This is a genomic window from Alkalihalobacillus sp. NPDC127517 (assembly GCF_050276055.1).
GTDB lineage: Bacteria > Bacillota > Bacilli > Bacillales > Bacillaceae_D > Alkalicoccobacillus.
Map to the genome: position 1 here is coordinate 15,041 of NZ_JBNNQX010000024.1, position 22,848 is coordinate 37,888.

20 protein-coding genes are annotated in these 22,848 nt (G+C 40.5%); 2 read left to right on the forward strand and 18 right to left on the reverse strand.

Annotated elements, in window-relative coordinates; translation table 11 throughout:
- Positions 1-16: 16 nt before the first annotated feature.
- The 10 genes from ACQKKO_RS20420 to ACQKKO_RS20465 form a co-directional block, all read right to left on the reverse strand.
- Entirely contained in the window at positions 17-1,108 is a 1,092-nt protein-coding gene (locus ACQKKO_RS20420) for a nitric oxide synthase oxygenase (protein ID WP_498650403.1), read from the reverse strand.
- Positions 1,109-1,190: 82 nt separating this feature from the next.
- Positions 1,191-1,667, reverse strand: a complete 477-nt coding sequence (locus tag ACQKKO_RS20425; RefSeq protein WP_498650405.1) for a glutathione peroxidase — start codon at positions 1,665-1,667, stop codon at positions 1,191-1,193.
- Positions 1,668-1,738: 71 nt separating this feature from the next.
- The gene (treR, locus tag ACQKKO_RS20430; RefSeq protein WP_498650407.1) at positions 1,739-2,455 is read right to left on the reverse strand and encodes a trehalose operon repressor; all 717 of its coding nucleotides are present in this window, start codon (positions 2,453-2,455) and stop codon (positions 1,739-1,741) included.
- Between the two features lie 25 nt (positions 2,456-2,480).
- Complete coding sequence (gene treC, locus ACQKKO_RS20435) at positions 2,481-4,163, reverse strand: alpha,alpha-phosphotrehalase (protein WP_498650409.1); 1,683 nt, start codon at positions 4,161-4,163, stop codon at positions 2,481-2,483.
- A 70-nt stretch (positions 4,164-4,233) separates the two neighbouring features.
- On the reverse strand, positions 4,234-5,655 hold the full coding sequence (treP, locus tag ACQKKO_RS20440) for a PTS system trehalose-specific EIIBC component (protein ID WP_498650411.1): 1,422 nt from the start codon (positions 5,653-5,655) through the stop codon (positions 4,234-4,236).
- Positions 5,656-5,890: 235 nt separating this feature from the next.
- Complete coding sequence (locus ACQKKO_RS20445; protein ID WP_498650413.1) at positions 5,891-7,000, reverse strand: ABC transporter permease; 1,110 nt, start codon at positions 6,998-7,000, stop codon at positions 5,891-5,893.
- The gene (locus tag ACQKKO_RS20450) at positions 6,997-8,217 is read right to left on the reverse strand and encodes an ABC transporter permease (protein ID WP_498650414.1); all 1,221 of its coding nucleotides are present in this window, start codon (positions 8,215-8,217) and stop codon (positions 6,997-6,999) included. Before ACQKKO_RS20450 ends, ACQKKO_RS20445 begins: the two co-directional genes overlap by 4 nt.
- A gap of 11 nt (positions 8,218-8,228) precedes the next feature.
- A complete protein-coding gene (locus ACQKKO_RS20455; protein ID WP_498650416.1) occupies positions 8,229-9,158 on the reverse strand; it encodes an ABC transporter ATP-binding protein in 930 nt (309 codons plus the stop codon).
- Positions 9,159-9,302: 144 nt separating this feature from the next.
- On the reverse strand, positions 9,303-9,935 hold the full coding sequence (locus ACQKKO_RS20460) for a response regulator transcription factor (RefSeq protein WP_498650418.1): 633 nt from the start codon (positions 9,933-9,935) through the stop codon (positions 9,303-9,305).
- A 5-nt stretch (positions 9,936-9,940) separates the two neighbouring features.
- Positions 9,941-11,053: a sensor histidine kinase gene (locus ACQKKO_RS20465; RefSeq protein WP_498650420.1), complete on the reverse strand. Its 1,113-nt coding sequence runs from the start codon at positions 11,051-11,053 to the stop codon at positions 9,941-9,943.
- Positions 11,054-11,120: 67 nt separating this feature from the next.
- Here ACQKKO_RS20465 and ACQKKO_RS20470 point away from each other — a divergent pair, with 67 nt between their 5' ends.
- A complete protein-coding gene (locus tag ACQKKO_RS20470) occupies positions 11,121-11,678 on the forward strand; it encodes an RNA polymerase sigma factor (RefSeq protein ID WP_498650422.1) in 558 nt (185 codons plus the stop codon).
- On the forward strand, positions 11,659-13,020 hold the full coding sequence (locus ACQKKO_RS20475; protein ID WP_498650424.1) for a hypothetical protein: 1,362 nt from the start codon (positions 11,659-11,661) through the stop codon (positions 13,018-13,020). The genes ACQKKO_RS20470 and ACQKKO_RS20475 overlap by 20 nt, the downstream gene beginning before the upstream one ends.
- Positions 13,021-13,041: 21 nt before the next feature.
- On the opposite strand, the gene ACQKKO_RS20480 is transcribed toward ACQKKO_RS20475, so the two are convergent.
- The 8 genes from ACQKKO_RS20480 to ACQKKO_RS20515 all read right to left on the reverse strand — a co-directional run bounded on the left by ACQKKO_RS20480 (position 13,042) and on the right by ACQKKO_RS20515 (position 22,630).
- Positions 13,042-13,305, reverse strand: coding sequence for a DUF6171 family protein (locus ACQKKO_RS20480; protein WP_498650426.1), 264 nt, complete (start codon positions 13,303-13,305; stop codon positions 13,042-13,044).
- A gap of 13 nt (positions 13,306-13,318) precedes the next feature.
- A complete protein-coding gene (locus ACQKKO_RS20485) occupies positions 13,319-14,782 on the reverse strand; it encodes an alpha-N-arabinofuranosidase (protein WP_498650428.1) in 1,464 nt (487 codons plus the stop codon).
- 128 nt (positions 14,783-14,910) lie between these two features.
- Positions 14,911-16,233, reverse strand: coding sequence for an oligosaccharide flippase family protein (locus tag ACQKKO_RS20490; RefSeq protein ID WP_498650430.1), 1,323 nt, complete (start codon positions 16,231-16,233; stop codon positions 14,911-14,913).
- Between the two features lie 112 nt (positions 16,234-16,345).
- Positions 16,346-16,894, reverse strand: coding sequence for a glycerol-3-phosphate responsive antiterminator (locus ACQKKO_RS20495; protein WP_498650431.1), 549 nt, complete (start codon positions 16,892-16,894; stop codon positions 16,346-16,348).
- Between the two features lie 33 nt (positions 16,895-16,927).
- A complete protein-coding gene (locus ACQKKO_RS20500; protein WP_498650433.1) occupies positions 16,928-18,571 on the reverse strand; it encodes a glycerol-3-phosphate dehydrogenase/oxidase in 1,644 nt (547 codons plus the stop codon).
- 224 nt (positions 18,572-18,795) lie between these two features.
- On the reverse strand, positions 18,796-20,301 hold the full coding sequence (gene glpK / locus ACQKKO_RS20505) for a glycerol kinase GlpK (RefSeq protein ID WP_498650435.1): 1,506 nt from the start codon (positions 20,299-20,301) through the stop codon (positions 18,796-18,798).
- Between the two features lie 24 nt (positions 20,302-20,325).
- A complete protein-coding gene (locus ACQKKO_RS20510; protein ID WP_498650437.1) occupies positions 20,326-21,162 on the reverse strand; it encodes an MIP/aquaporin family protein in 837 nt (278 codons plus the stop codon).
- Between the two features lie 193 nt (positions 21,163-21,355).
- Positions 21,356-22,630, reverse strand: coding sequence for an ATP-binding protein (locus ACQKKO_RS20515; RefSeq protein WP_498650439.1), 1,275 nt, complete (start codon positions 22,628-22,630; stop codon positions 21,356-21,358).
- Positions 22,631-22,848 lie beyond the last annotated feature (218 nt).

The following is a 22,848-nucleotide window of genomic DNA, read 5'->3' on the forward strand; positions in this document are numbered from 1 at the left end:
ATGCTCCTGCCTCCTTTTACTTATACGGTACGGGCTGATAGAAATAATTAGGTAACACTCTATCATCCTTGTATCCTTTTCTAAACATATGTGTTGTGGCAGGACTAATCGGCGGGATCAGCCAGGACCATTTCCCCGTCACCTTACGACCTTGATCCTGCTCTCTGTTCTCAAAGCGCTCAAACTGTTTAGCAGCCGTATGGTGGTCAACTATACTCACACCTGCTTGTTTGAACGAAAACAAAACGGCTTTATTTAATTCAATTAACGCCTCATCACGCCAAAGCGTATATTCTCTTGATGTATCCAGACGAAACACCTCAGCTACACGAGGAAGCATGTTGTAACGGTCAGTATCTGCAAGATTTCTCGCACCAATCTCTGTTCCCATATACCAGCCATTAAAAGGCGCAGCAGTATATTCAATTCCCCCGATGACTAGCTTCATATCTGAAATAATAGGAAGGGCATACCATTTTAAATCAAGCGACTCAAACGAAGAGTTTGCTGGATGCGTTAAAGGCACTTCTAAAATGAGTTCATCTGGGATGGGGAAAAGTACCGGTGGGTTCTCTCCGAGCTGTATCACTAGTGGTAGAACATCAAACGCGCTTCCTGTCCCCTTCCATCCAAGCTCCTGACATACTTTCGTAAAGTCTACGGAAGCTGGGTCTCCTATCATTGTACCATCTTCGGCTACATAGCCGGCATAACGAATAAGCTGGTGATTCCAGATGCGGATGTTTCCTAATGCATGCGCAGGGTGAAAAGCAGTTAGATAAGGAACAATATTGCCACCGTTTGTTGCTCTCTTAATATGATCAAACAGTGCGCGAGCCATCGATTCCTCATCGTTACACTCTCTGGCATCAATGACCTTTAACGTTTCCCAAAAGAAACGCCCAATGCAGCGATTGCTATTGCGCCATGCCATTCGCGCTCCGTGTACTAATTCTTCATATGTATGTGAATAGTAACCTGTTTGTTGAATTTCTTCCTTCACTTCGATTAAGCGGTTAAGAAGTTCATCTCTTGTTTTCCCTCGTTCACTATAACATTGATTGAGAAATTCTTCTGCCTGATCCATTTGTTCATTTTGATTATTCATCGTTACCTCCGTGCTCATGTTTCATCTCAAAAAAAACTGTGCATTCACCTAGGGTGTCCGCACAGCCATTCGTCTATCAACGTTATTTTAAAAGCTTCTTAATCTCAGGTTCAATCTTCTCAGGCTTTGTTGTAGGGGCAAATCGTTCAATTACTTCCCCGTGCTGGTTCACCAGGAACTTTGTGAAGTTCCATTTTACCTCGGAACCAATTGTGCCTTTTTTCTCTTTTTTAAGATATTGATAAAGAGGGTGTGCGTCACTTCCATTCACATCAACCTTTGCAAATAAAGGAAAGCTTACACCAAAGTTCACTTTACATACGTTTTCCATTTCATCATCTTCAACAGGCTCTTGATTCATGAATTGGTTGCATGGAAAGCCTAGCACTTCAAAGCCTTGGTCTGCATACTCCTGATGAAGCTTTTCCAAACCATCAAACTGAGGAGCAAATCCACATTTCGTAGCAGTATTCACAATCAGTAATGCTTTTCCTTCATACTTAGACAGTGGAATTTCTTCTCCCTTAGAAGATTTCACTGTGTAATCATAGACTGACATACGCTAACCTCCTGTAATGAAGTATCTGTCTGCATTATACCGCTTATTTAAATGTTCGCCTACTTTTCTGCTTACAGCTTCTCTCTTCTCGCAAAATTAACAAAGCGGAATTTATCAGGTCGATGCCTTGATTCAGTATATTGGAAAATCCGTGCGTCATCTAAGTACGTTCTGCCACGAACGACTACGATGTTTTGGAACCCTTCCATATCCAGCAATTCAAGATCCTCTTCCGTTGGTTCTTCTACCACAATTTCTTTTTTTGCAAAACTAATTACAAGCCCGAGTGTTTCTTCAATGTATTCATAGATTGAATTCTCACTCATGTTCGCTGTAAGACCTGGTACAACAGATTGAACAAGGTCATCTTTATCTAAGATGACCCGTTCACCATCCACCTTGCGTACTCGCTTAATACGCAAGGCCTTTTGTTCACTTGTTAGCTGCAGCTTGTCCTGCAGATCAAGGTCAGGACTTATTTCATCAAATGCGACAACCGTTGTTTCCACATTCATACTCATACGTTCACTCAGCTCTTTAAAGCTTGATACACCTGAAAAAGGAAAATCAATCTTCCCTCGATCGAGTACGACAGAGCCTTTTCCTTGTATTTTTTGAATATAGCCGCGCTCTGATAATAGCTTTAATGCTTTTCGGATAGTCTCCCTAGACGCATCGTATGTTTTAACCAGCTCTAACTCTGAAGGTAGAAGTTCTTTCGGCTTCCATTTCCCTGTTTGAATCTGGTTTGCCAGCTCTTCATATACCCATTGGAATTTGCTTTTCAACCCAAACACCGCCTGTTCTTATTCTTCAATATGAAGACGTCTGAACATGATACACCACTGCTTCGTAAGGTCGTAATGTAAGTTCTTGACCTGGCTTACTTAATTGCTCGTAATTCGAAAGCAGGACTCTCGCATCTTCCTCTTGTACCCAGCCTGGAAGATCAATTGTTACTGGCTGCTCATAAAAGTTAGCCAATACCAATACCTTTTCATCCTGCCACTGTCGCACGTACGCAAATACCTGCTGGTGGTCAACGTGTATCAGCTGGTAGTCTCCAAATGTAATAATATCATGAGTCTTTCTTAGATCAACCAGCTTTTGATAAAAATAGAAGATCGAATTTGGGTCACTAAGAGCTTCAACAGCGTTGATTTCCTTATAATTGTCGGCCGTATTGATCCACGGAGTACCAGTAGTGAACCCTCCGTTTGGTTTTGCATTCCACTGAACTGGTGTACGTGAGTTATCGCGAGATTTTTGCTTGATGATCTCCATAATTGTTGATTCATCCAATTGTGCTTCTTTTAATTCTTCATACATATTTAACGTTTCAACATCCCGATATTCATCAATGGTCTTGAATTTAGGATTTGTCATTCCAAACTCTTCCCCTTGATAAATATAAGGTGTACCTTGCATCATGTGCATGACTGTGGCAAGCATTTTAGCAGATTCCTTATGATACTGCTTGTCGTTCCCATAACGACTTACAACTCTTGGTTGATCATGGTTACACCAGAACAACGCATTCCATCCACCACCCTCATGCATACCAACCTGCCATTTAGACAAAATCTGTTTTAAAGCAAGAAAGTCCATTTCACCAAGCGCCCATTTCTCACCATTTGGATAATCCACTTTTAGATGATGGAAATTAAATGTCATACTTAGTTCATTTCGGTCGGGGTGTGAGTACTTCACACAATGATCTAATGTCGTTGATGACATCTCCCCCACAGTCATAGCCTGATAAGGTGCGAGAACTTCACGATTCATCTCTTGAAGATATTCGTGAACGCGTGGACCATCGGTATAGAATTTACGTCCATCACCAGGTCCAACCGACCCGTCATCGTTTGGAAAGTCCTGGTCCTTTGAGATTAAATTGATGACATCTAAACGGAAGCCATCGATTCCCTTCTCAAACCAAAACTTCATCAGCTTGTAGACTTCCTTGCGTACCTCTTCGTTTTCCCAGTTAAGGTCTCCTTGCGTTTCATCAAATAAATGCAGATAGTACTGCTCAGTAGTCTCGTCCCACTTCCATGCCGAGCCTCCGAACTTGGAAATCCAGTTGGTTGGAGCTTGTCCATCCACCGCATCCTTCCAGATATAAAAATCACGATATTGATTCTCTTTTGAAGACGAAGCCTGCTTAAACCACTCATTCTCTGTAGATGAATGATTTACAACTAAGTCCATGATCAATTTCATGTCTCTTTTATGTGTTTCATCTAACAGCTCCTCAAAGTCTTTCATTGTTCCATATTCACCGTGAATCGAATAGTAGTCACTAATATCATATCCATTATCACGTTGCGGCGAGGAATACACAGGAGTTAACCAAATAACGTCTACACCTAGCTTTTTTAAGTAATCTAGCTTCTCTATCACTCCTTGTAGATCACCCAATCCGTTTCCAGTTGTATCATTAAAGCTCTTCGGGTAAATCTGATACACTACTGACTTTCTCCACCATTCATTCATTGGATAAACACCCTTTCAAGTAAGAAAGCCGCTTTTGCAGACATCTGCTAAGCGGCCTCTTTAATTTTCATTATTTCTCGTCTAAGTTCTTCTGGAAGCGTGATACGATAATTGTTGCAACTAACGGTATGATAATGGCAATGGCCATCCCGATTGCGAAACTAATATAATTCCCTCTTGTTCCTTCAATTGCAAGAATTCCTGGCAGACCTCCAACGCCAATAGCCGGAGCTAAGATACCGTTAAGTGCTACCCAAGCGCCCGCAATCGCTGCACCAATGATGGCGCAAATAAACGGGAAGCGATAGCGCAAGTTTACACCAAACAACGCTGGCTCAGTCACACCAAGATAAGCAGAGATAGAAGAAACAAAAGACAGTCCTTTTGTTTTTTGATTCTTAAGAACAAAATACATCCCAAGAGCAGCTGAACCTTGAGCAATATTTGACATAACCAGGATTGGCCATAAGAATGTACCACCCTGACTTGCAATTAGTTGAAAGTCTACTGCAAGGAACGTGTGGTGAACACCCGTTATAACAAGTGGTGCATAGAATAGACCATAGATCAGCCCACCCACAATGGCAAATTTATCAAATAAGAATACAAATACATCTGTAATACTGTTACCAATTGCAAATGTTACAGGACCAATTAATACAAATGCAAGAAAACCAGTAATAAGTAATGCCACCGGAGCAACAACAAGTAGTTGAATAGAGTCCGGGGTAATGCGTTTCATAAAGTTTTCAATCTTGGCGAGTACATATGATGCTAGAAGAATTGGAAGCACTTGTCCTTGGTACCCCATTGCCGCCACATCAAAGCCAAACAAATTCCAATAAGGAACCGTGCCATTCTTTACTGCGTCCGCGTATCCGTTTGCATTTAGTAGATCAGGGTGACAAAGAATGAGTCCAAGTACAATACCAAGAAGTGGACTTCCTCCAAATTTCTTCACCGCAGACCAACCAATTAATGCTGGCAGGAATGCAAAGGCGGTACTAGCAATCGTATTAATCATTTCAGCTAGACCTGCCCACTGTGGATACATTTCAACTAGTGGCTGATCTGTAAAAATCGCGTTCACTAAAATATTGTTAATACCGAGCAATAACCCTGCTGTAATAATGGCTGGTAGAATCGGAATAAAAATATCAGCGAGTCCTTTTACTGCACGCTGCAGAGGATTCATCTTTTGTGCCGATGCTTCCTTTGTTTCTTCCTTCGTTGCTTCTGAGATTCCGGCTTCGGAAATAAACTCATTATATACCTTATCAACTAAACCTTGCCCAAGGATTACTTGATATTGATTGTTTGCTGCAAATGAGCCTTTTACCTTATCAATACCCTCTAATGCTTGTTTATCCACTTTACTTTCATCATGTAAAACAAGACGCAGCCTTGTCACACAATGTGTAGCTGATGATACGTTCTCCTTGCCTCCAATTGCCTCAAGTATGTCTTTAGCAATCTTGCGGTTCTCACTCATCATTTATCCCCCCTAGTTCATTCTTCAAATTGTTTCAAACATATGATCAACATGTATATACAAATGATTACGGTTACATCATAACTTGTATATACAAATCAGTCAACTAAAATCTTCTTTTTTCGACAAAGACGATAAAGTCGCCTTCCTATACCCTTTAAAAGTCCTGTTGAATCGCTATTTCTTTTGAATCTAAAAAATGCGCTACTCGCTATAAGGCAAGTAACGCACTTTTCTATTGAACAGATCGTCTCTCCATTAAGTTTAACCCTATTCCCATAAAGATGACGCCCATGAAAAATAAAATGGAGGCAGGGAATAAAAATTGTTCGAAGCTCCAATTATATAGAGTCGCTCCTTTTAACATCTCCATCCCGTAAGTAATTGGACTGATATAGGATAGTACTAAAATGACTTTAGATGAAACAATCTCAATTGGCCAGAATGCACCTCCAAGCATAGCCATGCTTACAGCGATGAATGGAATGATCGCATCAAGCTGCCTCATTGAGGTGATAAGACCACTGATAAAGACACCGAAAGAAACTAATGCGAATACATAAGGAATTACAACGATCATGCTCGTCACTAGCCCACCTTGAAAGTCAAATTGAAAGAGCGTAGCAAATAGAAGAAATACAAGAATAATTTGAAGGTAACCAATTAAAAAGCTATATGTTAAATTCCCCAGATAGATGCTTGATTTTGACGCGGGTGAAAGAATTAAGCGATCCCATACACCGTTTTGCTTCTGTTCTATGATGGATGAGATGGAGAACGTAATCGTATAGATAACAAAGAAGAGTGAAAAACCAAAGATAGATTGTAAGGATTGGTCATATATCCAACTTTCTGAGTCTTCTCCTTCAAAGCTTTTACCTTGAAGAGGAAAAAGGGACTGACTCTCATTTAGTTCATATAATACCTCTTCTTTTTCTCCAAACCCCGACTCTATAGCTTTATCCACAAACTGTTTTTTCCCATAATACGACTGAACAAGGGAATCAACAAAGTCTATGACAAAGGACTCTCTTGCTACAAGGATGGAATAACTTTCTTCTCTTAATTCAATAGCAGCCTCAGCTGATTGTTTATCCAATAAACCTTGAATATCCTCTTTCGAAGTTGAAATGAACGCAAGATTTTGCTCTTGATTCAAGGCTTCTACCGCTTCTTCTACTTGGTCATCACTTAGCTCTTCTGAATAAACAGGAACACGAATAGTAGGGGCTAAGTCCGTATTCCCTAAAACAAACACGAAAGCAATTGTGAGAACATACATAGAGAGAAGCGCCCACGGATTGCGAATAGATTCCCTTATTAACCCCCAGATAATCCCCCTCATTGTTGTCCCCCCCTTTTCGGAAACAAACAAACTGCTACAACGACTAGTACAATACTATATACGACTAATAATAGAATACTTGGAAGAATATCTTGAAAGTCTCCCCCTTGAAAAGCATGGAAGTATGCAGTCATCGTTGTTCCATTTGGCGTTAGTTCTCCAATTTTACTTATAAGTGGATTTAGAATATCTATTTGAATAAAGCTTCCCCCAATAAAAGCAAAGATCGTAACAATAATATTAATAAATAGAGTTGATGCTTTATACGAATCAAATTTAAAATTCATCGCTGTGAGTAATACTGTGAGACCTCCTACTGTCATACTGATGGCAAGTGTCGTTAGTCCAAACTGCAACAAACTGCCCCACTTCACGCCAAATGCAATATAAGATATAGTGAAAATGGCGCCTAGCTGAAAGGCTGCTGTTAAGGTTCCCGTAACCCACTTACTAATTCCATAGATATAAGATGGGGCCTGGGATAGGATCATCCGATCAACAACCTTTGCTCGCTTCTCATCTGTAGCAAATCTTGAAACCAGTCCAGCTGTATACAAAACAAACATAGCTGCCATCGCAACAACAACGTAATCAAACACTCTAATCGTTCGGTTCTGTGTTTGCTCTATGGTTCGTTGGATTTCTTGTTGCTGGAGTATTGTTTCATCCCCCATCTCATACGCCAACTGATTCATACGTAAAGTTTCATAGAAGGATTGAACAACACTATTTATTAATTGTGAGTTCGTCGATTGCTCACGATTTAAATGAACAATGACTTCTTTTTGACCGTCTGTACGTGCTAGTTGTGACCGCCAAATGCTTTCTTGATACCCATTCGGGAACTCAATCACAGCTGCAATTTCTTTGTCAGCCAGCGCTTCATCTAGTGTCAGCGAGGTTTTAATATTGATCTCATCAAGATGCTCACGAAATACGTCATGAACTAAAATATCCTGCACATTAAATGAAGTCATGAGCTGTTGAACAACTTCTTCAGGAATCCCCTCATCTGCCATTTCTTCTATAAACGTTTGTGTATCTTCATCAGTTAGCTCTGAATCGACCACTGCAATAGAAAAAGGTTCAATCCCACCCCCAGATTGTGCATATCCAAGGATCGCAATTAACCCGAGAGGCATAACAAATAGGAGAATAAGAACCGATTTCTCTCTCAATAAATGCTGAATATCCTTTTTAACAAGTGCCCATAACATACACTCACCTCCTAATCTCGCAGCTTTCGTCCTGTTAAGTGTAAAAACACATCTTCAAGTGTTGGTGGCTTAACTTGAATGCTTATGAGCTTCACCTTAGCCTCGACTGCCATAGCGATGATCTCATCAAACAAATCTGATTGCATCGTCACTACTTTGTAAGATGAACCTTTTATGACAACCGATGAAACGCTTGGGTGATGGGATAAGATTTCTTCAAAATGGCGGCTTATTCGATCTACCTGGATGATAATCGTTTCTTCAGAACGCAAAATTCCTTTTAGTTCGTCCTTCGTTCCTGAAGCAATCATAGAGCCACGGTCCATGATATAGACCCTGTCACAAACCTGTTCAACTTCTTCCATGTAGTGACTTGTGTAAAGGATGGTCATTTGTTTTTCTCTTTGAAGTCGTCTGACCATTCCCAATATAAAATGGCGTGATTGTGGATCAATCCCTACTGTAGGTTCATCCATAATCAGAATGTCAGGCTGATGAATTAAAGCAATCGCAATGTTGAGTCTTCGCTTCATGCCACCAGAGAATGTTTTTACCTTATCTTTTTTCCGCTCTACAAGGCCTATCTCAAGTAATAAATCCTGAACTCTCTGCTTAAGCTCTTTTGTTGCAATCCCGTACATTTTTCCAAAGAACATCAGATTATCCTCAGCCGTAAGCTGCGGAAATAACGCCAAATCCTGCGGAACGAGACCAATGGCTCTTCTTAGTTTTTTTGATTGCTTAATCATACTCTCACTGTAATAAAGGACATTCCCCTCAGTTGGCTTAATGAGTGTGGAAATCATAGAGATGGCTGTTGACTTCCCTGCTCCATTTGGACCGAGTAACCCAACCGATTCTCCTTTTTCTAAATAAAGGTTCACACTTTTAACAGCATCAAGCTGTTTAAACGTTTTTGACAGATTTACAACTTCAAGCATGTGACTCCCTCCCTCTCTACACTTATCATTTTATGTCAGAACCAGATCTCAGCCTATTCCTAAAAGTCATCATTACTCGGCTTAACAAGGTGACTTAAGTCATAAAAAAAGCACTGTCTCTGATAAGACAGCGTACTTTAATCGTTACACCAAATGATGTTTAATTGCGAGTATTGCTAATTGAGTCCGATCTCTGGCCCCAACCTTTGTTAACAGTTGGCTAACATAATTTTTAACCGTTCCCAGTGATAAAAAAAGAACAGCAGAGATTTCCTGATTATTCTTTCCTTCCCCAATGAGTCGTAGAATCGAAATTTCCCGTTCATTTAAGTTAATAGACAGTGAATTCTCTTTTGTCTGCGTAAGGAGCTTTGGTACAACAGAAGCAGCAACCTGATCATCTAAGCTCATCCCTCCACGCAGCGCACTATGAATCGATTGGATCAGCTTTTCACTATCAGCATCCTTAAGTACGTACCCGACTGCCCCTAGCTTCAGAGCTTCAAGCGCATACTCATCATCAGAAAAAGTGGTTAGAATCACGATTTTTGCGAAAGGATCTTCTTCTCTAATCTTCTTAGTTGCTTCAAGCCCTGTCATAATCGGCATTCGGATATCCATTAATATCAAATCCACTTGATTTGCTCGATATGTATCAATCGCCTCTTCACCATTTGTTGCTTCTGCTACAACGTTTAACGTCGAGTCTGTTTCAATCATCATCTTTAAGCCTTGCCTGACAAGAGCCTGATCCTCAACTAACATGATGTTCGCCAACTGTATCACTCCTTTGTTTGTTCGGCCATTGGGAATATGGCTTCAATGATAAACTGATCACGACGAACGCTAAACTCAAAATGACCATTTAATGCTGTAAATCGAGTCCTAAGATTACGTAAGCCAAATCCCTCTTCTGTACGACTCTCGTGAACTCGATTTGTCATAGTTAAGGCATAGCTATGCTCACCCTTTACCTCCAGAGTGACGTCTACCTCCCGAGAATATGCATGGCGCATGGCATTTGTTAAGCCCTCTTGGATAAAACGATACACGGCAACACTTTGATCATCCGTTAACTTGACAGACATTGCACCTGGTTTGGTCACAAGCTGAACGCGAACATGGCTCTCTGCTTCGAGCTTTCTGATGAGTTGAATCACAGCATCAAGGCCTTTAGCTGAGTCCTGCTGAAGTGCCTGAACGGATTCACGCATTTCCTGTAGGCTATTTCTTGCTAAATTCTTTGTTTGTTTAACTAACGTCTGCTGCTCTGGCATCGATCGAAGCTGTAACTCGACAACCTGAAGCTGCATCATCAAAGCTGTTAGCTGATGTCCGACAGAGTCGTGAAGGTCACGGGCGATTCGATTTCGTTCCTTTGCCGCTGTGTTAAGCTCCTGTTCCCTGAGCTGCCGACTTAGTGAGCGATATTCCATCACATGTGTTTGCTTTTCGTGCTTCGCTTCTTCATTAGCTACCGATAATTTTTTAATAGATAGTAGAATCATTGCTAGGAGACTATACTGTGTAAGAATAAAAAGAATGAATGAAATGGATGATTGTAAGAGAACGGCTTGAATACATAGGAGCAAACCAATTATATAGAGTAAGAGATTATTTTTAATTTTCACCTCGAAGCTTATCGCAAGCGCTAGGATACTATACACACAAAAGGATGTAATCATTCCACCCGGTAAATTAAAGAAATGGAACAGGCTGTACAGACCTGTGAGTATTCCATAAAATATTGGCACGGAACGCCACAGAGACCGGCTTAAAACGAGGCCAGACAGGGAAGCCATTCCAAACCAAAAAGCATACGATTGAATCAACAATGGGTGCTCAACAAGAAGCAATCCTAGTACCACAGCCAAACCACTTAAACTATATTTCATCTGTTTTCCCCTTTTCGAGACTCCTTTTAGAATGGGTTTCGTCTATATATGTAGAGAGGAGGTCAATATGAGTGACCAGGAACTTGTAGAACGAATCTTAAACGGTGACCAATTAGCTATTCAAACCTTATATGGTCGTTATACGAAAAAGCTATTTTCATACATTTATTCACAAACAAACCATTATCATGACGCGGAAGAATTACTGCAAGATGTTTTCTTTAAAGCGGCAAACCATTTATCTACATTTAAGAAACAAGCTTCATTTAAAACATGGATCTTTAAAATTGCACGTAATGCGATTATTGATTATTACAAAAGCACATATATCCGAAACCAGTTTGCCCGGTTTACACCTGTTAACGAACTTCAACAAGAAAGCGCGCAAGCAACCGTCATGAGAAACGAAGAGATGAAGCAACTACATCACGCGATTCATCAACTTCCTTTATCTTATCGTACAGTCTTATATCTTCGCTACATCGAAGATTTTTCGTTAAAAGAAACAGCTGCAGTCATGGGAAAAACCATTTACTCAATCAAAGCCTTACAAAAACGTGGCCTTTCGATGCTCAAAAAAGATGTAGGAATGGAGGTACATACCCTTGAACAAACAACCATCTGATCAGGATTATGTAGAGATGACTGATCAAACATACCAAAAAAGCTTTCATGCTTTTAAACAAGGACTAGCAGAAGCGCCTGCCAGAAAAAACAAACCGTATCTGTTAGCAGGTCTTTCATTAGCTGGCGCCGCTGTTGCTGCAACGCTTTTATTCGTTTCAATGATGGATGCGCCAAGTCCGAATGGGCAAGTAGATGCACCTTATACCTTAGTGGATGAACAACAAGAAGAGAATATAGAACTTCCAAAAGTACTTAAAGATATAGAAATTAACACACAATTAGCTAGACAATTTATTAAACGAGGGCCTTATGTTTTTTCGCCTATTCAGCCTGAACTAGTTCATCACGATGAATTTTATATTTCTCTTTCTACAGATTGGAATGCAGAAACTAATTCTATAAAGAATGGAACAAAAACAGTATTATCTGGACCAGACTCTGAAGAAGTAACTATTTATTTGTTTGATGACGATCGTTCAGAGGATACTATTACAGAAGTAGTAGATAATCTATTAAAGGAGCATCCTTATACCTCAGCCACTCAATTACCTTACGAGGATCTTCGAAATCATTTTATAAATGCACGTGTTGTTTTATCACATGACCGTGTAGGTTTTACAATAGATAAGGATGCTTGGCTCTATTCATTTGAAAACAATAAAACCAATCAATTTTATGATTTGTTTGCATCAAGGCTTTACGGCAAAAGAATTTTATTATTTGCCAATTATCCATTGGACCAACCAGATAAGCGGGCTCAAACCTACTACTTTATGTCAAATATTTTTCCAGAGGAATCACCTTACGTATTAGAAGTAAGTGATGAATTATCTGAGGACGGACGACCATTAGAAAAAGAAATAGTAACAAGTATTGATTATGAAGGCTATTCCCGGCTAGAAGTAGATCTCTATCATAACAAGGAATTACAATTTTCCACGTACCTTCCTAAAAATGTGAAGGTTGATCGCATTGCTCATAAAGAATTTACTGAATGGAAAATATCTTCTGAAACAGAAAGTAACACTTTTTATTCTTTTGCTAAATTAGACTCTTCTATTAGTATTAAACAAATGGAATACATTCTAGTTAACACTTATGGTATTGATTCTAATTCAATAGAAATTTACGATAATGAAACAATTGCATTTTATCCCAAAACAACTTTTGGAGATGATGAACAAACCAGTGAAGTTACTGGATATATGAAACTATATAGGTTTAACGAGGAGTCATATTTTATCTATTCACAAATAGATCCTGGAATTAATCCCGAATCCGCTCAAGTTATATTCACACAAATGCCTTCATACTTCATCGACGAACTCCAATGGCAATAACCAAAAAAGCACTCGCAGATCTCAATCTGCGAGTGCGCTCCAACGATCTTCTCCCGGATATGGACAGCTCTTATAGGCAAGCTTTGCTCTGTACCCAACAAAACAGCCACAGTGTTTGCAGGTGGTGTTTGCTTGGAGCGATGGGCATTGCTCACAGATAGAGAGGCGTATTTGGTAGTCTCTCTCATCTACTACATCCGTTTCATATGCCAGCTGTTCATTCACAAGTGTTTCGACGGAAAGGTTTTTCATCTCTTCTTTAAGTAAGCACCCCACACATGCCACACGCGCTCACTCCTTATGTTAATTTAATGACAGACACAGACATCGGCGGAATCGAAACAGATACTTTTCCTTCTGATAGCTTGATTCCTTCAAGGTTTGTTGGCACGAGTGTATCTGGCTGTTCAAACGTATTATGCTCATTCATTGAGCTTGCTTGTAGAATGGTCCCAGTTACTTGACTCGGTTGGTGCTGCCACCCTCTGAGTTCAAGTTCAAATTCCGCACTATCCTTTAATCCATAATGACAAATTGAGATATGGACTTCGCCTTCTGCATTTTTAGATGCACTAATGTGTAAAGGCTCCGCGCCAGTATCCATTTGTAAATGAATGGCCGTTGCTCCCTTATGAACTTTATACATATTAAACACATGATAGGTCGGAGTCAGAAGCATTTGATCTCCTTCTGTAAGAACCATCGCCTGCAGTACATTTACCGTTTGTGCGATATTGGCCATTTGTACGCGTTCTGCATGATGATGAAAAATATTCAGCGTAACTCCTGCTACTAGTGCATCACGAATGGTATTTTGTTGGAATAAGAAGCCCGGGTTTGTTCCTGGCTCCACATCAAACCATGTTCCCCACTCATCAACGATCAACGCGACCTTGTGATCAGGATCATATTTATCCATGATCGTGCTATGTTTTGTGATTAACTCATCCATGTATAATGCACTTTTGAATGTCCGGTCCCACTCTTCCTCTGTGAATCTTGTGGCTGAGCCCTTCTGCTCCCAACTAGGTCCTGCAATTGTGTAATGATGCAAGGTTAGTGCATCCATAAATGGTTTTGCTTCGCGCATCAGAACCTCAGTCCAATCGTAGTTATCTCCATTTGGACCACACGCAATTTTATAGATCTTATTCTCTCCGTAGTTACGGACATAGGTTTGGAACTGTCGATACAAATCAGCATAAAACTCAGGACGCATATTCCCGCCACAGCCCCAATTCTCATTTCCTACACCAAAGTAAGTGAGTGACCAAGCATGTTCCTGTCCATTTTCACGTCTGAGGTTCGCCATGGGTGATTCACCGTCAAAGGTCATGTACTCCACCCACTCTTGCATTTCCTGTACTGTTCCACTTCCAACATTTCCGTTGATGTAAGGCTCAGCACCAATCAGTTCACATAATAAGAAAAACTCATGTGTTCCAAAATGATTGTTCTCAACAACCCCACCCCAATGCGTGTTCACCATACGCTTTCTGCCTTCTCTTGGTCCTATTCCATCCTTCCAGTGATATTCATCAGCAAAACAACCGCCAGGCCATCGCAGAACCGGGATCTCTAGGCTTTTTAATGCCTGTAACACATCATTTCTAATTCCTTTTGTATGGGAAATTTCTGACTCTTCCCCAACCCATATTCCTTCATAAATACAACGCCCTAAATGCTCAGCAAAATGACCATACACATTAGAGTTAATTATTGAGCGTTCTCCATCAAAGTGAATCACAGCTTTTTTATCCATACCGCTTCATCTCCTTATAATAACGCTTACATTCTTATCTACATCTTATACGGACAAGTAATATCCGTCTAGCACTTTCTGAGTTAAAAGTGATGTGAAGAGTCACTCCACACCCCTCTAACCCCTGCTTAGGCCGCTTTTTTTTGCGTTAAATATAATGTTAAATTCAGCTTTTCAGTAATTGTTAAGTAATGCATAAGCGTCAGCAAAACAGCTCCAACATTCATTCCGATGATGATGCCGTCCATTTGAAGAGTCGGAAGGGAGCCTAATGTAAACATTAGCAAGAATGATACACCTGTTGACCAAACAGAATGCATGAATGCCTCTCTAACAAGTCCAATTCCAATTAGATAAGCTTGCATTGGAATGGCAAAGTAATGAAAAAGGAAGTAAGGAACCAAAAGGGTGAGATACCCTGATGCAGGTGAATGCTCAAAGAATAAATCGGTCATCGGTTCAGCCCAGAAATAAAAAACCATCACGACGGGTACTCCATAAGCAAGAGTTACACCCATCGCCTGTCTGAGCATCTTGGCAAGCGAATGAAAATCTCCTTTTGAATAACCTGAGGAGACGAGTGGCACCATCACCGTCAACAACGAGTGAGCAATAAAGGCTGGGAAAAAGCCGATCGTAAATGCTACTCCAGCGAGCTTTCCGTATTGAATCAAAGCCATACTTTCCATTAACCCAGCCTTAGACAAAGCCGTTGTGATTAAAAATGGCTTTATGGCAAAGGTAATCGCATGAAACACCCGAAGCCCTGTGGTCGGTAGAGAGACCGCCAATAACGATTGATAAATCTCTTTGTTCTCAACTTCTTTTTGTGGTTGTTTTCTGAGTTTGTTCATATGCAAAGTAAAAGCTGTTCCCATATAAAATAAAACAAGGATCTCACTTAAGACAACCGTACCAAGCGCCACAAAAATCGCCGTTTGGCTTTGAAACTGAAATAATTGAAACACACCGTACAAAAAAGTGAGCTGTGCTCCACGTTTCATTAAATTAATCACGGCGATTTTTTTAGTATGCTGGGCACCAACAAAGTACCCTCGTGCCACCGATGAAAACGTAACGATCGGAATTAAGAGGATGAGCATCCATCTGACCAACGGATGGTAGTTATTTAATACAGAAAGATTCGGTAACACGAAGAAAGCAGCGACTAAACAGGTGACAGCAACAATGATCGCAAGCTTTAAGGCAATACTCACTAAGCTAATGTGTTCTGATTGATCTCGTTCAGCTACCATCTTTGATACAGATACCTGAAGCTCTAAGCTTGAAAGAACAACAACAAACACTAGAGTTGGCAGGATTGCCATGTATAAGCCAAAGTTATGCTCACCTAGTTCTCTTGCTAAAACGATATTTATTAGAAATTCTAATGATTCTCCAGCCAGAGCTGCTGTACTTAATAGCAACGCTCCACGAAAAAAAGGGTTCATGCGACCGTCCACTCCTTTATCCATCTCTCATATTAGGTATATGAGGGATGTCCTTTAAATATGGTACAACCCATAAATAAAGAAGGAATCGGTATACATGAACCCCTATTCTTTAGTGTGTGCCCCAAAGCTCCTGACGTGAGGTTGTAATCGCTTGGGCACCCGCATCAAGTGCTCTTTTCAAATCGGACTCACTCTCAATTAAGCCACCAGCTATAACAGATACCCCTGTCTCCCTGTGAACCTTTGAGATCAGATCGGGAACAACTCCAGGAAGAACTTCAATTAAATCCGGTTCTACCTTTTCAGCCAGCCTATAGCTTGTCTCGAGTGCAATTGTATCAAGTAAGAATAAGCGCTGAACCGCAAGCAGTCCATTTTTCTTAGCCGTCCTTAATACTTCTCCCCGCGTCGAAATCAAGCCTGCTGGTCGCAGATTTTGACAAAGGAACTCAGCTGCATACTTGTCACTTTTTAATCCTTGAATCATATCAGCATGAAGAAGGAGCTTTTTATTGTGAGACTTCGCATATTTTGCGACTCCAACAAGCTGTGAAATATGAAGATCAAGCATCACAATGTACGTATAGTCACTTTCTAGTACCTTCTCAAAGTCCTTCATGCGCTTAATTGCGGGAAGAATTCGTTGCCCATCAAACATAACGTACTCTCCTCATCGACTTCTTAAGACTAATTAGTTCACAGTGTGCTTAAATGATACCGCATCAATCTGTTTATCTAAATCTTGAGTCAGTCGTTCTTTTTGTTCTGAATCCCAGTTTAAACGATCGGCCATTTCATTGACAACTAAGTCCTTGTATTTTAAGACACGATCAATGTGGAAGTACAGGTATCCGGTTCTACGAACAAAAAAGTCAAGAGGTGTAACGGCCATTTCGTGCTCAAGTGCATAATCTAAGGTTGCTTGAAGATAAGTCGGTAATCCAGTATCTCGACCTTGCCCGACATAAGAGAACACAATTTCAACGTTTGAACCATATCGATGAACAAGCTCCGTTGCTTCATCTTTAGATAGTCCAAGCTCTTGACCTCTCGCTACATGTTTTTTAACAAATGTATCGAACTGATCAGATCCTCCTACATCTCCACCTGATAGCAGCATTTTCTCCGTTTTACAAGAAGGGTAATGACCCGAAAGCTCGTCAATGACCATATTAACTACACTGTCAGCCATTTTTCTGTAACCAGTCAGCTTGCCGCCTGCGATTGTAAATAAACCACTGTCTGAACGGAAGATTTCATCCTTACGAGAAATATCTGAAGGATCTTTTCCTTCCTCGTGGATTAATGGTCGTAAGCCGGACCAGCTTGATTCTACATCCTCTGCGTGCAGATCAAGTTCTGGGAACATTCCATTCGCAGCATTTAAGATATAATCGACATCTTCCTTCGTCACACCCGGATCCGCTTGATCACCCTTATAGTTTGTATCTGTTGTTCCGATATATGTTTTTCCTTCACGAGGGATAGCAAACATCATACGTCCATCCTTAAACGGTGTATCGAAATAAAGGGCACTACGTAGTGGGAATCGTTTACCACTTACTACAAGGTGAACACCTTTTGTAAGGTGAATGGTTTTTCCTTTTTTGGAGTTATCCTCTTCACGAAGCTTGTCCACCCAAGGTCCGGTTGCATTCACAATCTTCTTGGCATAAATTTCTTTTTTCTCACCCGTAATTAGATCCGTTGTTTGAACCCCAACAACTTTCTCATCTTTATAAATGAATGTGTCTGCTTTAACATAATTTGAAGCGAGCAGGCCATGATCAATCGCTTTTTTCATCACTTCAATTGTTAATCTTGCATCATCCGTACGATACTCTACATAAACCCCTGCCCCTTTAAGTCCTTCTTTGTTGAGCAATGGTTCTTTTGAAAGAGCTGTTTCGGACTTCAGCATGTTTCGACGTTCATCTCTCTTAACCCCTGCCAGGAAGTCGTATACCTTCAGGCCAAAGGAAGTCGTTAAGTAGTTAAACGTACCTCCTTTGTAGAACGGAAGCATCATCCACAGTGGTGTTGTCACATGAGGTGCGTTCTCATAAACAATGGCGCGCTCTTTCCCTACATCTGCAACGAGCTTTATTTCAAATTGCTTCAAATATCTAAGTCCACCATGAATCAGCTTTGTAGATCGGCTTGATGTACCTGCTGCAAAGTCCTGCATTTCAATTAGTCCGGTACGCAATCCTCTTGATGCAGCATCTAGACCAATTCCTGATCCAGTAATTCCTCCACCTATGATCAACAAATCTAGTTCCGCTTCATTCATCTTGCGCATATTCTCTTCTCTTTGCTTGTATGAAAAACTCATTTCTGCTCCACCCCTGATGTAAAGTGTGCCAGAGACGAAAAAAGGAGACCACAGCAAATTCCGAGTCCTATCTCTAGGAACATTGGAATGCTGTGGCCTCCTCATCGTCTCAGACCGTTATTAACTTATCTAAATTATAGTCCACTTGAAGATTCCCGTAAAGGATTTTGCTTAAAGTAGACTTATTTAAATAATTGATGAGGTTTCCACATTTTGCTGTAACGTTATTTCACGTTTGGCTTAAACCCCATAGTTGCTTTGACTGCCTGTTTCCAGCCGTCATATAAAGCTTCGCGTTCTTCTTCGTCCATGTTTGCCTCATAGGACTTTTCAACCTTCCAGTTTTGAGCAATTTCATCTTTGCTCTCCCAGAATCCTGTTGCAAGCCCTGCAAGATATGCTGCACCAAGTGCTGTTGTTTCGTTAATCACTGGTTTTTCAACTGGTTGGTTTAAAATGTCACTCTGGAATTGCATAAGGAAGTCATTTTTAACCGCTCCACCGTCAGCTCGAAGCTTTTTCACTTCAATTCCTGAGTCAGCAACCATCGCTCTCATCACATCACGTGTTTGATAGGCAAGTGATTCAAGCGTTGCACGAACAAAGTGCTCCTTTGTCGTTCCTCTTGTTAGTCCAAAAATGGCACCTCTTGCTTCACTATCCCAGTACGGAGCACCAAGACCTACAAATGCCGGAACCATATATACGCCATCTGTACTTGAAACTCTCTCTGCATACTTTTCACTTAATTTCGCATCGTTAAACATTCTTAGTCCATCGCGTAGCCATTGAATAGCTGATCCGGCTACAAAAATACTTCCTTCAAGTGCATATTCAACTTTGCCATCGATTCCCCAAGCAATAGTTGTTAACAGACCATTGTCGGATTTAACGGCTTTTTCACCGGTTTGCATGAGCATAAAACAACCAGTTCCATATGTGTTTTTCACCATTCCAGGTTCAAAGCACGCTTGACCAAACAAGGCTGCATGCTGGTCTCCTGCAACACCTGCAATCGGTACATTTTCACCAAAGAAGTGGTAACCGATCGTTTCACCGTATACTTCTGAAGAAGAACGAACCTCAGGAAGCATGCTATGAGGTACGTCTAAAATGTCGAGCAACTCGTCATCCCATTCAAGATCATAAATGTTATACATTAATGTGCGAGACGCGTTCGTATAATCGGTTACGTGTGCTTTTCCGCCTGTAAGCTTCCAAATTAACCACGTATCAATCGTTCCAAAAAGAAGCTCTCCTTTTTCCGCACGCTCTCTAGCACCATCAACGTTATCCAGGATCCATTTAACTTTTGTTCCTGAGAAATAAGCATCAATTAATAGTCCTGTTTTTTCACGGAATAAATCATTGTGTCCAGCCTCGCGAAGCTCCTGGCAAATACCCGCTGTCTGGCGAGATTGCCATACGAGTGCATGGTAGATCGGCTTGCTTGTTTCCTTATCCCATACAACAGTTGTTTCACGTTGGTTGGTAATCCCGATTGAAGCGATTTCTTTTGCTGTTGCTCCTGATTCTGAAAGAACACCTGCAATGACTGATAAAACAGATCCCCAGATTTCATTCGCATCATGCTCTACCCAGCCTGGCTTAGGGAAGTGCTGCGTAAACTCACGCTGTGCGGAATGTACAATTTCCCCTTTTTTGTTAAATAGAATGGCTCTAGTGCTTGTTGTTCCTTGGTCTAGTGATAAGATGTACTTTTTCTCCATTACTGTTTCCCCCTTTAGCTTTGATTAAACACGTTTCATTGACTGTTTTGCTGTTTTTTCTTGGTTTGATTTCACAATAGAGAAGGTTGTAGATAAAGCGACCAACGCTAAGAGTGCAACGACTCCAACAATAATCCCCACAACAGAGCTTTCTAAAAATACATATTGATAAACGACTGCTCCAATGACACCACCAAGTAGTGGTCCGACAATCGGTACCCATGCATAGCTCCAATTAGATGGTCCTTTACCATGGATCGGCAATAGGAAGTGGGCAATACGTGGTCCTAAGTCACGAGCAGGGTTAATTGCATATCCTGTTGGTCCTCCAAGTGAGAAACCAATGGCTGTAATCAACAACCCTACTATAAATGGATTGAGTCCTTCTGAAAACTGATTTGCACCAACTGCAAGTAAACCAAAGATCAATACAGCGGTTCCAATTGCTTCACTAATTACGTTTGATGGGTAATGAGGAATAGCTGGATCCGTTGCAAACACACCAAGCTTTGCTCCCTGGTCCTTTGTTTCTCTCCAATGTGGTAAGTAGTTCAGATATACTACACAAGCTCCTAGGAAAGCTCCTAGTAGTTGACCAGCAATGTAGGCTGGAACTAGATCCCATGAAAATTCACCAATTGCCGCAAATGAGAGCGTTACCGCTGGATTCAAGTGAGCATCACTTACAGTTCCTGAAACATAGATGCCCATTGTAACAGCTAAACCCCATGCAATGGAAATAGCCACCCAGCCTGCCCCTTCTGCTTTTGATTTCTTTAATAAATTACCAGCGACAACACCGCCACCAAATATAATTAAAACCATCGTACCTATCATCTCAGCTAAAAATTCTGCAAACATGTTGTTTCCCCCTCTTGTATAACCTACCCTGATTCCATCTTTTTCTAACACAAAAAAAGAACAGCTTTCTATCCCCGTAGCGCTTACACACTATGGAATAAAAAGCTGCTCTCATTGGCTCATCAGCTTGGCATTATAAACTTAGGTTCACTATAACGCATACATTTCATTTTGTAAACCCTTTCTTTTTACTTTATTCATGATCTTTTTTTAAAGGAAGTAGAATTTGAACGATCGTTCCTTTGTTCACCTCACTTGCATAGGAGATGCTTCCACCCATCTCTTCAATCAAACGAATAGAAACCATTGTGCCAAGACCTGTCCCTTTTTCTTTCGTTGAATAATAGACGGTTCCGATCTTTGCTAATTCCTCTTTACTCATACCTTTTCCAGTGTCACGAATCTCCACTTCAACAAACTGTTTTTTCACGTTCATGGTTACTTCAACCTCTCCACTTGGAGCGGATGCTTCAATAGCATTCTTTAGGAAATTAATAATGGCTTGTTTCAATTTTGAGCGATCTGTATAAACAAACACTTCTTCAGTTGATTGAAGTTCTTTTAGTAGAACACCTTCTTTAAAGGCATAAGGTGTCAGCAGAGTAACCGTGTGAATCAAGCACTCTTTCATGGGAACAGTCCGGCTCTCTCCTAACTGTGGTTTTGATAAGGTTAGATACTCATGAATGATATTCTCAGCTCGATTTAATTCACTTAGTATGAGTTGATAATATTCTTGCTTGGCTTGCGTGTCGTCTTCTTTCATTAATTGAAGAAATCCTTTAACAACAGTTAATGGGTTACGTACCTCATGCGCAATCGATGCCGACAGTTCACTAATCGATTGTTGCCGTACTGCATATAATAATTCGTCCTGCATTCGTTCTCTTTTTAAAAACATTTCGTATAAGGAAGCAGTTATAAACATCGTAAATAAGACAAGCGAGGTATAAACAGCTGAGAAAACCAGTAATTCATCTACGTCAGCTTGAAACGTACCTTCTCTTAGTAATTTAACTAGCGCCAGTATGAGTTGTAATCCAATAGGAATCAAAATACCGAACATCGAGATTTTTAGGCGATTACTCTGAAGGACTCTTTCTTTAAAAAAATGCGTAAAGAGAAGAAAGATAATTGAGTTTAGGATAAGTCCTATCACGCCATAGATAACTATGTCCCCACCTTGATAGATACGAACAAGCAAGACCATTGCGCTGACAGTCAAACCAGCAGTCCGATTTCCATACATGAACGCAATGATGATTGGAACATAGCGCAGGTCCCATAATAGCCCATTATCATGGAAAGGATACGAGACACAAATAATAGCTGCAATCGACATAAAACAAATTAATACGATATTTTTTCGTTTCTTTGGCTGACCTTCATAAATCATCAAATACAGAATAATTGGAACCAGTACAATTAACACATGTAATATTAGCTTCTCAAAAATTCCAAAAATCATGTTGTCGGCGCTCCCCACGTATTAACAATTTCCTTCATGTTGTATATTTCGACATGTTTTAACAGAATCCTGTTTGAGGTTAATAGAAATCTTGTATAAGAATTCCACAAAAGTGGCCTGAACAAAATCGAGTAGGAGGATAATCATTAATTGATTATCCGACCTCTCACACCACCGTACGTACGGTTCCGTATACGGCGGTTCAATATCTTGCGTAC